This window comes from Sedimentimonas flavescens (assembly GCF_019264375.1).
In the GTDB taxonomy this organism is placed as follows: Bacteria; Pseudomonadota; Alphaproteobacteria; order Rhodobacterales; family Rhodobacteraceae; genus Rhodobacter; species Rhodobacter flavescens.
The window spans coordinates 511,071-523,972 of the sequence record NZ_JAHVAI010000001.1; the positions used below are offsets into that span (position 1 = coordinate 511,071).

General features: G+C 64.6%; 14 protein-coding genes and 1 tRNA gene. 5 read left to right on the top strand and 10 right to left on the bottom strand.

Annotated features, from left to right (window positions below):
* The first annotated feature begins 16 nt into the window (after window positions 1-16).
* A complete protein-coding gene (locus tag KTQ37_RS02595; RefSeq protein WP_218628895.1) occupies window positions 17-169 on the top strand; it encodes a hypothetical protein in 153 nt (50 codons plus the stop codon).
* On the opposite strand, the gene trhO is transcribed toward KTQ37_RS02595, so the two are convergent.
* Window positions 151-1,071: an oxygen-dependent tRNA uridine(34) hydroxylase TrhO gene (trhO, locus tag KTQ37_RS02600; protein WP_218628896.1), complete on the bottom strand. Its 921-nt coding sequence runs from the start codon at window positions 1,069-1,071 to the stop codon at window positions 151-153. The two genes, KTQ37_RS02595 and trhO, sit on opposite strands and share 19 nt — an antisense overlap.
* A gap of 46 nt (window positions 1,072-1,117) precedes the next feature.
* The gene (locus KTQ37_RS02605) at window positions 1,118-1,633 is read right to left on the bottom strand and encodes a hypothetical protein (protein ID WP_218628897.1); all 516 of its coding nucleotides are present in this window, start codon (window positions 1,631-1,633) and stop codon (window positions 1,118-1,120) included.
* Between the two features lie 83 nt (window positions 1,634-1,716).
* On the opposite strand from KTQ37_RS02605, the gene pncA reads away from it, so the two are divergent.
* Entirely contained in the window at window positions 1,717-2,325 is a 609-nt protein-coding gene (gene pncA / locus KTQ37_RS02610) for a bifunctional nicotinamidase/pyrazinamidase (RefSeq protein WP_218628898.1), read from the top strand.
* 13 nt (window positions 2,326-2,338) lie between these two features.
* The gene (gene pncB / locus KTQ37_RS02615; RefSeq protein WP_218628899.1) at window positions 2,339-3,646 is read left to right on the top strand and encodes a nicotinate phosphoribosyltransferase; all 1,308 of its coding nucleotides are present in this window, start codon (window positions 2,339-2,341) and stop codon (window positions 3,644-3,646) included.
* On the opposite strand, the gene KTQ37_RS02620 is transcribed toward pncB, so the two are convergent.
* From KTQ37_RS02620 to dapF, 7 genes are all read right to left on the bottom strand, one after another.
* Complete coding sequence (locus KTQ37_RS02620) at window positions 3,643-5,115, bottom strand: inorganic phosphate transporter (RefSeq protein ID WP_218628900.1); 1,473 nt, start codon at window positions 5,113-5,115, stop codon at window positions 3,643-3,645. The two genes, pncB and KTQ37_RS02620, sit on opposite strands and share 4 nt — an antisense overlap.
* Before the next feature lie 93 nt (window positions 5,116-5,208).
* Window positions 5,209-5,655, bottom strand: coding sequence for an NUDIX hydrolase (locus KTQ37_RS02625; protein ID WP_218628901.1), 447 nt, complete (start codon window positions 5,653-5,655; stop codon window positions 5,209-5,211).
* Window positions 5,652-6,620 carry a phosphotransferase enzyme family protein gene (locus KTQ37_RS02630; protein ID WP_218628902.1) on the bottom strand — a complete coding sequence of 323 codons (969 nt, stop codon included), beginning with the start codon at window positions 6,618-6,620 and terminating at the stop codon, window positions 5,652-5,654. Before KTQ37_RS02630 ends, KTQ37_RS02625 begins: the two co-directional genes overlap by 4 nt.
* Window positions 6,617-7,882, bottom strand: a complete 1,266-nt coding sequence (locus KTQ37_RS02635) for an aspartate aminotransferase family protein (RefSeq protein ID WP_218628903.1) — start codon at window positions 7,880-7,882, stop codon at window positions 6,617-6,619. Before KTQ37_RS02635 ends, KTQ37_RS02630 begins: the two co-directional genes overlap by 4 nt.
* Window positions 7,872-8,294: an alternative ribosome rescue aminoacyl-tRNA hydrolase ArfB gene (gene arfB / locus KTQ37_RS02640; protein WP_218628904.1), complete on the bottom strand. Its 423-nt coding sequence runs from the start codon at window positions 8,292-8,294 to the stop codon at window positions 7,872-7,874. Before arfB ends, KTQ37_RS02635 begins: the two co-directional genes overlap by 11 nt.
* A gap of 91 nt (window positions 8,295-8,385) precedes the next feature.
* Entirely contained in the window at window positions 8,386-9,651 is a 1,266-nt protein-coding gene (mtaB, locus tag KTQ37_RS02645; protein ID WP_218628905.1) for a tRNA (N(6)-L-threonylcarbamoyladenosine(37)-C(2))-methylthiotransferase MtaB, read from the bottom strand.
* Window positions 9,648-10,481: a diaminopimelate epimerase gene (dapF, locus tag KTQ37_RS02650; protein WP_236021009.1), complete on the bottom strand. Its 834-nt coding sequence runs from the start codon at window positions 10,479-10,481 to the stop codon at window positions 9,648-9,650. Before dapF ends, mtaB begins: the two co-directional genes overlap by 4 nt.
* A 219-nt stretch (window positions 10,482-10,700) precedes the next feature.
* Between dapF and KTQ37_RS02655 the strand changes: the two genes are divergently transcribed.
* Window positions 10,701-10,776: transfer RNA gene (locus tag KTQ37_RS02655), tRNA-Lys, on the top strand.
* 135 nt (window positions 10,777-10,911) lie between these two features.
* The gene (locus KTQ37_RS02660) at window positions 10,912-11,049 is read left to right on the top strand and encodes an entericidin A/B family lipoprotein (RefSeq protein ID WP_218628906.1); all 138 of its coding nucleotides are present in this window, start codon (window positions 10,912-10,914) and stop codon (window positions 11,047-11,049) included.
* A 33-nt stretch (window positions 11,050-11,082) separates the two neighbouring features.
* Here KTQ37_RS02660 and lepA read toward each other — a convergent pair whose 3' ends face one another.
* Entirely contained in the window at window positions 11,083-12,882 is a 1,800-nt protein-coding gene (gene lepA / locus KTQ37_RS02665; protein WP_218628907.1) for a translation elongation factor 4, read from the bottom strand.
* Between the last annotated feature and the right edge of the window lie 20 nt (window positions 12,883-12,902).

A 12,902-nucleotide genomic window follows, 5' to 3' on the forward strand; every position in this document is an offset into this window, starting at 1 on the left:
AGTTTGGAGACGTGAGATGAAACGCATCCTTCTCAGCCTTGCATTGGTAACTGTATCGGCCGCTTCGGCCGCAGCCTATGGCGTCGATCTTCCTCGCCTGAGCTTCCCGAGCCAAGGCGAGCAAGTGACGCAGGGCTGCGATATCGCGACTCAGTCCTGCGAGGAGTGAGTTGCCCCAAGATGCGCCTGGCCCCGCTTGGCGGCCAGTTGCATCTGGTGCTCGCGCTCGCGGAACCGCGCGCGGTCGGCATCGGAATATTCGTCGATGCAGCGATGGCAGCTGACGCCCTGCTCGAATTCCGGGCGTAGCTTGTCCTCGGCCGAAACCGGGCGGCGGCAGGCGTGACAGCTGTCGTAATCGCCCTGCTTCAAGCCATGACGCAGGCTGACGCGACCGTCGAAGACGAAACAATCGCCCTCCCACAGGCTTTCGGTCTCGGGCACATCCTCAAGGTATTGCAGGATGCCGCCCTTGAGGTGGTAGACCTCTTCCACCCCCTGGCTAAGCAGATAATTCGTCGATTTTTCGCAACGGATACCGCCGGTGCAGAACATCGCAACGCGCTTGTTGTGGAACCGCGCGGCGTTCTCTTGCCACCACTGCGGAAACTCGCGGAAGCTGCGGGTCTTGGGGTCGATCGCGCCCTTGAAGGTACCGATCTCGACCTCGTAATCGTTGCGCGTGTCGATCACCACGACATCGGGGGCCGAGATCAGCGCGTTCCAATCCTGTGGCGCTACGTAATGGCCGACCGACGCGCGCGGATCGACATCGGGCTCGCCCATCGTCACGATCTCGCGCTTGAGGCGCACCTTCATCTTGCCGAAAGGCATCTCGCGCGCGGCGCTTTCCTTCCATGCGAGCGTCGCACAGCCCGGCAGGGCGCGCACATGCGCCAGCACGGCGTCAATCCCCTCGCGTGTGCCCGCAATGGTGCCGTTGATCCCCTCACGCGCAAGCAAGAGCGAGCCTTTCACCCCCATCGAACAGGCCAACCGAGCCAGCGGCCCTTGAAGTGCTGCGGGGTTTTCGAAACGGGTGAAGTGATAGAGGGCGGCGACGGTATACATAGCCTCCCTCTAGCGCCGAACCGGGGGCGCTGGCAAGCCGGGCGGCTCAGGCGGCGAAAGTATAGACGTTCCCACCTGCGGCCCGTGCCGCGCGGATACGCGCCTCGAGCCGCTCTTGCAGATCCTCAAGGGTGATATGCTCGGACAGGTTCGAGGCGAGGATCTCGCGCATCGGGCCGTTCGAGGCGATGCGCAGCATCTTGCGGCCCCGGCGGCGATGCAGCCAAAGCGCCGTGATCTCGCGGTAGGGAATATGCACGGGCTTCGACCCCATCGGTCCGGGCAGGCTGAGCGTGTCGGGACCCAGCACGATCTCTTCCTTGCGGCCTGCGGTGCGGATCAGGGTAATCAACCCGACAACCAGGAACACCGCTGCGCAGCCCACGAAGAACATGAAGAACGCCCGCGCGCCCATCCCCCCCGCGCCATCCGCCGGGTAAGAGATGATTGGGTTGCCCGAGAACGCCGCATGCCAGGAAAACAGCAGCACGAACAGGAACATGGCAATCGCCAGCAGCAGCTCCAGCGGGCGGCGGTAGAACGGGAGGGTCTCGGTCGTCATGGCGCGGCCTACAGCTTGAACAAAATAACTTACCTGCGATGCTAGAGGATGAATCTGGCAGAATTGGGACGCAAGAGGAAACAATGTCGGGCGAAACCGAAGCTTTGATCGTGATTGACGTGCAGAATGATTTCTGCCCCGGCGGCGCCTTGGCGGTCACGGGCGGGGATGAGATCATCCCGCGTATCAACGCGCTGATGCAGGAATTCCCCGTCACCGTCCTAACGCAGGACTGGCACCCCGAGGAGCATTCCTCGTTCGCGGCCATGCATGATGGCACGTCGCCTTTCGAAACAATCGAGATGCCCTACGGTCCGCAGACGCTGTGGCCCGCACATTGCGTCTGGGGCAGCAAGGGCGCGGCGTTTCACCCGCGCCTTGCCATCGATCCGGCCGATCTGATCATCCGCAAGGGCTTTCGCCCCGAGATCGATAGCTACTCGGCGTTTTTCGAGAACGACCACGCCACGTCCACGGGCCTTGCGGGCTACCTGCGCGAACGGGGCATCACCGATCTGACCTTTGTCGGTCTCGCGCTCGATTTCTGCGTGGCCTGGTCGGCCATCGACGCGGCCAAAATTGGGTTCAACGTGCGGGTGCTTGAGGGCGCTTGCCGCGCCATCGACCTGAACGGCTCGCTTGCCGCCGCCCGCGACGCGATGCGCGCCGCCGGCGTTGTGCTCGCGGCATGAGAGGAGGCCCGAGATGGTCGATATCGCCACCCGCGTCTATAACCACAAGTGGAAGATCGACCCGATTGTCCGCTCCCTGATCGATACCGATTTCTACAAGCTCTTGATGTGTCAGTCGATTTTCCGCAACAAGCGGGACACGACCGTCACCTTCAGCCTACACAACCGCTCGAAATCCATTCGCCTGGCCGAGTTGATCGACGAGGGTGAGCTGCGCCAGCAGCTTGACTACGCACGTGACCTGCGGCTGGCGCGCGGCGAAAGCACCTGGCTGCGTGGCAATACCTTCTACGGCAAGCGCCAGATGTTCCGCCCCGATTTCATGGAGTGGTTCGAGGGCTTCCAGCTACCGCCCTATCACCTTGAGGTGCGTGACGGACAATATGACCTGACCTTCGAGGGCAAGTGGCACGAGGTCATGCTGTGGGAGATCCCGGCGCTGGCGATCCTGATGGAGCTACGCTCGCGCGCGGTGCTGAACGCGATGGGTCGGTTCGAGTTGCAGGTGCTTTATGCCCGCGCCATGGCCCGCGTCTGGGAAAAGATCGAGGCACTCAAGGGTATCCCCGGCCTGCGCATCGCCGATTTCGGCACGCGGCGCCGCCATGGTTTCCTGTGGCAGGACTGGTGCGTGCAGGCGATGATCGAGGGCCTGGGCGATGCGGCCAAGGGTGGCGCCTTTACCGGCACTTCGAACTGCCTGATCGCCATGCGGCGCGACCTTGAGGCCGTCGGCACCAACGCGCATGAACTGCCCATGGTCTATGCCGCGCTGGCCGATACCGACGCAGCCCTGCGCGAGGCGCCCTACAAGGTTCTGGCCGACTGGCAGGAAGAGCATGAGGGCAACCTGCGCATCATTCTGCCCGACACCTACGGAACCAAGGGCTTTCTGGAGCACGCACCCGACTGGCTCGCGGGCTGGACGGGCATCCGCATCGACTCGGGCGATCCGGTCGAGGGGGCCGAGACCGCGATCAAATGGTGGAAGGCGCGAGGCGAAGACCCGACGCAGAAGCTCGTGATCTTCTCGGACGGGCTCGATGTCGAAAAGATCCGCGAGTTACACGAACATTTCGTCGGTCGGGTCCGGGTCAGCTTTGGTTGGGGCACGCTGCTCACCAATGACTTCCGCGGCCTCGTGCCCGATGGCGGGTTGGCGCCGTTCAGCCTGGTGTGCAAGGCGATCAGCGCCGAGGGGCGCCCGACTGTCAAGCTGTCTGACAACCCCGAAAAGGCGCTTGGACCGGCGGATGAGATCGCCCGCTACAAGCGCGTCTTCGGGGTCGGCCAGCAAGAGGCCATGCCGGTCGTCGTTTAACCGGCAAGCCCGTTGAGCAGCACGTAAAGCAGCGCCGAAAGCCCGGCCGAGGCCGGCACGGTGATGATCCAGGCCGCAGCGACCGTCAGCATATGCGAGCGGCGCACCAGCAGGCGGCGCGAGCGTTCCTCGGGCGGGATCGGCTTGCCCTTTTGCAGACCCAGTTGCCGCACCCGACGCTCGGCGTGCCATTCGCGGTAGAAGCCCACACCGAAGATCGCGCCGACCGCGATATGGGTCGAGGACACCGGCAGGCCAAGCCAGGAGGCCACGATCACCGTGATCGCCGCCGACAGCGCCACGCAATAGGCGCGCATCGGGTTGAGCTTGGTGATCTCGGACCCAACCAGCCGGATCAGCTTGGGTCCGAACAGGATCAGACCGACCGAGATGCCAAGCGCGCCGACCACCATGACCCAGATCGGGATACCGACCTTGTCGGTGATGTCCCCGGCCTCGACGGCATGAACCACCGCCGCCAGCGGACCGACCGCGTTGGCCACGTCATTCGCGCCATGGGCAAAGGACAGAAGTGCCGCCGACACCACAAGCGGGATCGAGAACAGTTTCTTAAGCGACTTCTTCCGGTTCTCCAGCCCCTCGGACTGGCGACGGATCAGCGGAACCGAGGCCGCCCAGGAAATCACGCCCGCAGCAAGCCCGATCAACAGCGCATGGGTCATCGAGATGCTGAAGACCCGCTTGAGACCCTTGATCGCGAGATAGGCGGCAAAAGCGCCGGCCATGATCCCGATCAGCACCGGCACCCAGCGGCGCGCAGCGGCGATCTTGTCATCGGCATACATGATATTGGCCTTGATGAAGGCCAGGAAGATCGCCGCAATGATCCCGCCCAGAACCGGCGAGACGACCCAGCTCAGCGCAATCGTTCCCATCACGCTCCAGTTTACCGCCCCGAAGCCTGCCGCAACGATCCCCGCCCCGACAACACCCCCGACGATCGAATGCGTCGTCGAGACCGGCGCACCAACGGCGGTGGCAAGGTTCAGCCAGAGCGCTGCAGCCAGCAGTGCCGCCATCATGGCCCAGACGAAATGCGCGCTGTCGGTCACGGCGCCGGGCGCGAGAATGCCGGTCGAGACGGTCTTGACCACATCTCCCCCCGCGATCAGCGCACCTGCGGTTTCAAAGACGGCCGCGATGATCAGCGCGCCGCCTAGCGTCAGCGCATTGGCTCCGACGGCGGGGCCCATGTTGTTGGCAACGTCGTTAGCGCCGATGTTCAGCGCCATGTAGGCGCCGATGGCCGCCGCCGCGATCACGATCAGCGCGCCAGGCTGCGAGCCCATCAGGATCGCCGCCGCGATCCCCGCCAGCACGATGAAGGCCAGGGCGATTCCCGGCGCGACAAGCGGCCGCGAGACGAACATCGTCGCCTCCTCCAGCCGCCCGATACGGCCCAAATCCTTGTCGAGCGTTTTCCACTGGTTCACCGGAGGCGTTGCCATGCCCTCTCCCCGCTTGTCATATTACTGACGTTAAACCGTCACAGTCGGGCGGCGGGGTAGCTGGTTTAGTCTCACAAAACAACTGCGGAATCGTCACAGAGCCAGCAAAATCTGCTTCAAGCCGTCTTCGTCAACGCGCTCGGCGGCGTCTTCGCTGGTAAACCACTCCCGCTTGCGACGACCCGCCTCCGGGTAGCGCTCGGACAGGCTCTGAACCTCGATCTGGAAAACGCGAACTTCGCAGCGCAAATGCATCCCGCTGTCGCGCTTCTTGAGATAGGAGAATGTGCCGATATGCCCGGGACGCACCTGCCCGCGTACGCCGGCCTCTTCCCAGGCTTCCTGCGCCGCGGCGCCCGCCAGCGTGCGGCCATTCATCGGCCAGCCCTTGGGAATGATCCAGCGCCCGGTATCGAGCGACGAGATCAGCAAGATCTCCCGCTTGCCCTTGTGGCGGCGCACGCAAAGCGCGCCCACCTGCAAATGCGGCGGACGCAAGCCGAGCAAGCCGGTAAGAACTTCGCCGATAACCCTGATCATGGCGCACCCTCCCACAGAGGGCGCCCCGACAGCAAGGCCTGCCCGGCCTCAACCGCGCGCTTTGCATAGGCCGCACCGCGTGTTGCGTCGCCGGGGGCGCGGGTGATGACCCAACCGGCCGAGGCGAAGGCCCGCAGTGCCACAAAAAGCGGCAAAAGCCGCGCCTGATCAGCAGGCAGATCGCGCCGCGCGGCATAGCCCTGCACCAACGCCCGCGCCTGCTGGCCCATCGCCGGATCGCCCCAGCTCTGGATCAAGGCCGAGGCCAGATCGTAAAGCCGCCATCCCGGCCCGCTGTCATCAAAATCGATCAACGTCATCCCCTCGGGGCCTAGCATGACATTGGTGCGGATTACATCGGCGTGGATCGGACCGAAATCCCGCGCCTGCGCCAAGATGCCACGCGCAAGCTCGCGCGCATCCAGCAGCAACGCGCGCTCCTCGACGCTCAGCGCGGGGTTCTCCCAAAACCGCCCCCAACGCGGCTGATCCCCCAATAGCGCGTCGGCGTCCCAAGGCTTGCGCGTGAAGGGCGCCGGGCAGGCGCCGGCATCGCTTGCGTCGTGCAGCACGGCGATCAGCCCACCCAGTTCAACCGCCCGCGCGGCCACGGCCGACCCGGCCAGTGGCTCATCCGCCTGCCCCATCGGTGTGCCCTCGATCCAGCGCAGGCACGAAACGACGCGCCCGCCAAGCCCCGCCGTCAGCCGCCCGTTGACCGCACGGATCGGTTGCGCCACCGGCACCCCTGCGGTGGCCAGGCGCTCACACCATTCCAGCTCAACCTCGATACCTTCGCGCCCCTGATACCCCGGCCGGTGCAGACGCAGGGCCGCGCGCGTTCCATCGCGCAGCGTCGTCTCATAGACCACGTTCTCGCTTTGCCAGACCAGCCGCAGCGGCGCGCCAAGCGCCCCCCAATGCGCCAGTGCCGCCCGCGCCTGCGCCGCGTCGCGCGCGCTCATGCTGGCATCTCGCGCAGGATGGCATCAAGCGTCTCGGCCAGTTGCTCGGCATTGGCGCGCGAGAAGGGCATCGGCGGACGCATCTTGAGGATATGCTGCGCGCGCCCCACCCGGCCCAGCAGGATGCCGCGCGCCTTGGCAGCCTCGACCACCCGGCCGCAGAAATCGCTGGCAGGCTGCGCGCCCTGCGCGAACTCGATCCCGAAGAACAGCCCGAAGCCGCGCACATCGGCGATCAGCGGGTGGCGCAACTGGCGCAGCAGGTCAAGCGCATAGCCTCCCACGTCGCGCGCGTTTTCGACTAGCCCCTCCTCTTCGATCACGCGCAGCGTCGCCATGGCCGCCGCGCAGGACACCGGATTGCCCCCAAATGTGTTGAAATACCCGAACGCCCCGCGAAACGCCGCCATCACATCGGGCCGCGCAACCACCGCGCCCACCGGATGGCCGTTCCCCATCGGCTTGCCAAGCGTCACCACATCGGGCGCGAAGCCCAGAAACTCATGCCCCCACCAGTGCGAGCCCACACGGCCAAAACCCGGCTGGACCTCATCGCACAGGATCAACCCGCCCGCGCGGCGCACAACCTCAACAGTCGGATCAAGGAAGCCCGGCGCGATCCCCGGCGTGCCCTCATTGGCGAAGATCGGACAGAGCATCAGCCCCGCGAACCCGTGCCCGGCCGCTTCCAACTCGGCAATCGCGCGGGCCACGCCCGCGGCAAAAGCCTGCGGCTGGGCCTCCAACGAGCCACCCAACGGCACCAGACTGTCCGGCGCAGGCACACGGCGCACATGGCCGGGGTAACCGCCAATCGGCGGACGCCGAGTCGAAAGATGCGCAACCGCCGTGGTGTTGCCATGATAGGTATTGTCGGTGGCAATCAGCCCGGTCTTGCCGGTCACCGCCTGCGCCATGCGCAGCGCCACATCATTCGCCTCGGACCCGGTGCAAACCATGATGATCTGGCTCAGATCATGGCCAAAATGCTCCAAGAGCCGCTCGGCATAGTCCAGAATGCCCTCATGCAAATAGCGCGTATGCGTGTTCAGCACCCCCGCCTGGGCCGAGATCGCCTCGACCACCTTCGGATGACAATGCCCGACATGCGCGACGTTGTTGTAGCAATCTAGGTAGCGCCGTCCTTCGGCATCCCACAGCCACACCCCCTCGCCGCGCACGATCTGCACAGGTTGTTCATAGAAGGTCGGCACATTCGGCCCCAGCAGGCGCGCGCGGCGCGCGATCAGATCATTCGTCATCGCCCACCTTCCCGCGCAGGGACTTCACCTCGCCCCTCACCGTCTTGGCCTTGAGCCTGCGCCGTTGACTGCCCAGTGTCGGCTTCGTCGCCACCCGCCGCTTGGGCGCAACCAGCGCGGCGCGGATCATCTCGGCGAGCCGCTCCCGCGCCAACTCCCGGTTGCGCAACTGGCTTCGCGTCTCCTCGGCCCGGATCAGAATTGCCCCATCCTGCGTCCACTTTCGCCCCGCGATCCGCTTCAGGCGCGCCTTCACCGCAGGCGTCAGATGCGGCGAACGCTCAGCCTCGAACCGCAACTCCACCGCCGTCGAAACCTTGTTGACGTTCTGCCCACCCGGCCCCTGCGCGCGGGTAAAGCTTTCCGAAAGCTCCCAATCGGCGATCGCCACAGTGTCGTTGATCCACAGCATGGCCAGACCCTAGCGCGCCGCGCAGAAAACGAAAGGCCCCTGCCTTCAATGTGGTGCAAATATCCCGGGGTCCGGGGCAGAGCCCCGGCCATCACGCCAGAAGACGCGCGCCATCATGGCCCAGAATCCGAGCGCTCAGGATCGTCCCCTCGGGCATATCGCGCGCGAAGGCCACCTCGGTGAAGAATTCGGTGCGCCCCAGGCGCGGCCCTTCGGTCAGGATCACGCGCTCCTGCCCGACCTCGGCAGCCAGATGGCGCTCCAGCGCCTCTTGCCCCTTGGCACGCAGCCGTGCGGCGCGCTCCTTGATCTCGGGGCCCGCCACGCGCGGCATTCGTGCCGCAGGTGTGCCCTTGCGCGCCGAGAAGGGGAAGACATGCAGGAAGGTCAGCCCGCAGTCATCCACCAGCCGCAGCGAGTTCTCGAACATATCCTCGGTCTCGGTCGGGAAACCGGCGATAATATCTGCGCCGAACACGATCCCCGGCCGCAACCGCCGCGCCTCTTCGCAGAACCGGATCGCATCGTCGCGCAGATGGCGGCGCTTCATCCGCTTGAGGATCATGTCGTCGCCGGCCTGAAGCGACAGATGCAGATGCGGCATCAAGCGCGGCTCGGTCGCGATCGCCAGCATCAGGTTCTCGTCGGCCTCGATCGAGTCGATCGAGGAAATCCGCAGACGCGCGAGATCCGGCACCAGCCGCAGGATGCGCATCACCAGATCACCCAAGCGCGGCCCGCCCGGCAGATCCGCCCCCCAGGAGGTCAGATCGACCCCGGTCAACACCACCTCGTTGAAACCGCGATCCACAAGCCGCTTGATCTGCTCGACCACTACCCCCGCCGGGACCGAGCGCGAATTGCCCCGCCCGAAGGGAATGATGCAGAAGGTGCAGCGGTGATCACAGCCGTTCTGGACCTGCACATAGGCACGATGGCGGCCGAAACCGTCGATCAGATGGCCCGCGGTCTCCTTGACCGACATGATGTCATCGACCTGGACCTTCTCGGTCTCGCCGATGAAGTCCGGGCCACGCATCTCGGCACCGATGCCCGACCAGGTCTCGGCCAGCATCTTCTCGTGGTTGCCAATGACCCGCGTGACCTCTTCCATCGCCGCAAAGGTCTCGGGTTCGGTCTGCGCGGCGCATCCCGTCACGATGATCGGCGCGCCGGGGTTTTCCCGCGACAGCCGGCGGATCTCCTGCTTGGCCTTGCGCACCGCCTCGGCGGTCACCGCGCAGGTATTGACGACGACGGCGTTCTCGATCCCCGCCTGGGCCGAGAGCTCCTTCATCGCCTCCGTCTCATAGGCGTTGAGACGGCAGCCGAGCGTGGCGAAGACCGGGGCTTTCATGCGCAGGCCAGGAATGCGGGGCTCAGGACGCCCTCGAACACCAGCGCGGTCGGGCCGGTCATCCAGACGCCATCGTCGCGCCAGTCGATCTCAAGCCGCCCACCGTCCACATCGACGATCACATGCCGCCCGGTCAGCCCGCGCAGATGCGCGGCAACGGCGGTGGCACAGGTGCCCGAGCCACAGGCGAGCGTGATGCCCGCCCCGCGCTCCCACACCCGCATGCGCAAATGGTCCGGTGCGATGAGCGAGGCAAATTCGACATTGGTGCGCTCGGGGAAGAGCGGGTCATGCTCGATCTGCGGGCCAAGACCCGCGACATCCACCGTCTCGGCATCCGCGACGAAATAGATGCAATGCGGGTTGCCCATACCGACGGCAATCGGATCGCCCGCCAGCGGCAGATGCATCGGTTCCGCCGCGACCGGAATCGCCGCCGCCTCCAGAATCGGCGCGCCCATGTTGACCGAAACGAGCCCGTCTTCGCGCCGACGCGCCGAAAGCGTGCCGCGCGCGGTGGTCAGGGTGACAGCGTCCTTGCCCAACTGGCGCATCATCCAGTCCGATACGCAGCGCGTGGCATTGCCGCAAGCGCCCGCTTTCGAGCCATCCGAGTTCCAGAATTCCAGCGCGAAATCAGCCGCTTGCGAAGGCAGGATCACCGCAAGCTGATCAAAGCCCACGCCCCGATTCCGATCACCCACCGCACGCGCCAGCGCAGGCGTCACCGGATCGACGCCATCACGCGCGTCGATCACCACAAAGTCGTTGCCCAGACCATGCATCTTCATGAAACGCAGGCCGGTCGGAGGGGTCAGTGTGCTGTTCATGCCGGGCATATACGCCTGCCGATAGGTTTTTTCCAGATGCGCAAAATTTCCGAAGATTCGGCCTTGACCCCCCGTGCGTGGGCCTTTAGAGAGCCGCTCAGTGACGAGCCAAGGCGCCGCGCCACACTGAACCGCCATCGCGCAGAACAGAGTGAGCAAGCTAACAGCTTGACCCGCAAGGGGAAAACAGGGTACTAACCTGCTTCACGCGAGAAGAGTGGGCCGTTAGCTCAGTTGGTAGAGCAACTGACTTTTAATCAGTGGGTCGCAGGTTCGAATCCTGCACGGCTCACCACTCCCTCCACCTGATGCAACGTGACACGCTGCGGCTTGCCGTGGCGTTTTCCCAATTGACCAAGCGGCGCAGTATTCCCAAATATCTCTTCGATACTTTCGGGCCATGGCGCCTGCACGACACGAGGAGACCCCGATGCGCAAATACCTGATCCCCCTGCTCGCCCTCGCCGCGCTGAGCGCCTGCGAAACCGTCAAGGGTGCGGGCCGTGACCTGCAAACCGCAGGCGCGGTTGTCAGCCGCGAGGCCGCCGAGGTGCAATCGCAATACTGATCGAACGAAAAAGGGCGCCCGAGGGCGCCCTTTTCAGTTGTCCATCTTGAGGGCCGAGATGAAGGCCGATTGCGGGATTTCGACCTTCCCGAACTGGCGCATCTTCTTCTTGCCGGCCTTCTGCTTCTCAAGCAGCTTCTTCTTCCGCGTCGCGTCGCCGCCGTAGCACTTGGCAGTCACGTCCTTGCGCATCGCGCTGAGCGTCTCGCGCGCGATCACGCGGCCGCCGATGGCCGCCTGGATCGGGATCTTGAACATGTGCCGCGGGATCAGCTCCTTGAGCTTTTCCACCATGGCGCGGCCACGCGATTCGGCGCGGTCGCGATGCACCATGATAGAGAGCGCATCGACCGGCTCGTCGTTCACGAGGATCGACATCTTCACGAGGAAATCCTCGCGGTATTCACTCAACTGGTAGTCGAACGAGGCATAGCCCTTGGTGACCGATTTCAGACGGTCGTAGAAATCGAAGACGACCTCGGCCAGCGGCAGATCATAGACCACCATCGCGCGCGAACCGGCATAGGTCAGGTCTAACTGGATACCGCGACGGTCCTGGCAGAGTTTGAGCACATCGCCCAGATATTCGTCGGGCACCATGATCGTGGCCTTGATGCGCGGCTCCTGGATGTGATCGACATAGGTCAGATCGGGCATGTCGGCGGGGTTGTGCAGATCGCGCACCTCACCGTCTTTCATATGCAGTTTGAACACCACGCTCGGCGCGGTGGTGATCAGGTCGAGATCATACTCGCGCTCCAGACGGTCGCGGATCACCTCGAGGTGCAGCAGGCCAAGGAAGCCGCAGCGGAAGCCAAAGCCAAGCGCGGCCGAAGTCTCCATCTCGTAGCTGAACGAGGCATCGTTCAGCGCGAGCTTCTCGATCGCGTCGCGCAGGGCTTCGAAATCATTCGCATCGACCGGGAAAAGACCGCAGAACACCACCGGCTGAGCGGGTTTGAAGCCCGCCAGCGGCTTGTCGCAGGGTTTGCGCTCATGCGTGATCGTGTCGCCCACGCGGGTATCGCGCACCTGCTTGATCGAGGCGGTCAACACGCCGATCTCGCCCGGGCCAAGCTCGGCGATATCCACCATTTGCGGCTTCAACACGGCGAGCTTGTCGATGCCATAGACCGCGCCGGTCTGCATCATCTTGATCCGGTCACCCTTCTTGATGACGCCGTCCATCACGCGGATCATGACGACAACGCCCAGGTAGGGGTCGTACCAGCTGTCGACCAGCATCGCCTTGAGCGGCGCGTTGCGGTCGCCCTTGGGCGAGGGCAGGCGCTGCACGATGGCCTCAAGCACATCGGGAATACCCAGACCCGTCTTGGCCGAGATCGGGATCGCGTCCGAGGCGTCGATGCCGATGACATCCTCGATATTGGCCTTCACCGCATCCGGGTCGGCGGCGGGCAGGTCGATCTTGTTCAGCACCGGCACGATCTCATGCCCCGCGTCGATCGCCTGATAGACGTTCGCCAGCGTCTGCGCCTCGACCCCTTGCGACGCATCGACCACCAGCAGCGAGCCCTCAACCGCGCGCATCGAGCGCGAGACTTCATAGGCGAAGTCGACGTGGCCGGGGGTGTCGATCAGGTTCAGGATATAGGTCTGGCCGTCCTTGGCGGGATACTCGATCCGCACGGTGTTGGCCTTGATGGTGATGCCCCGTTCGCGCTCGATATCCATCGAGTCGAGCATCTGCGCCTTCATGTCGCGCGCAGCCACCGTGCCGGTCATCTGGATGAGCCGGTCGGCAAGGGTGGATTTGCCGTGGTCGATATGCGCCACGATGGAGAAATTGCGGATGTGATCGAGCTGGGTCATGGGCGCGCATATATCTGCAA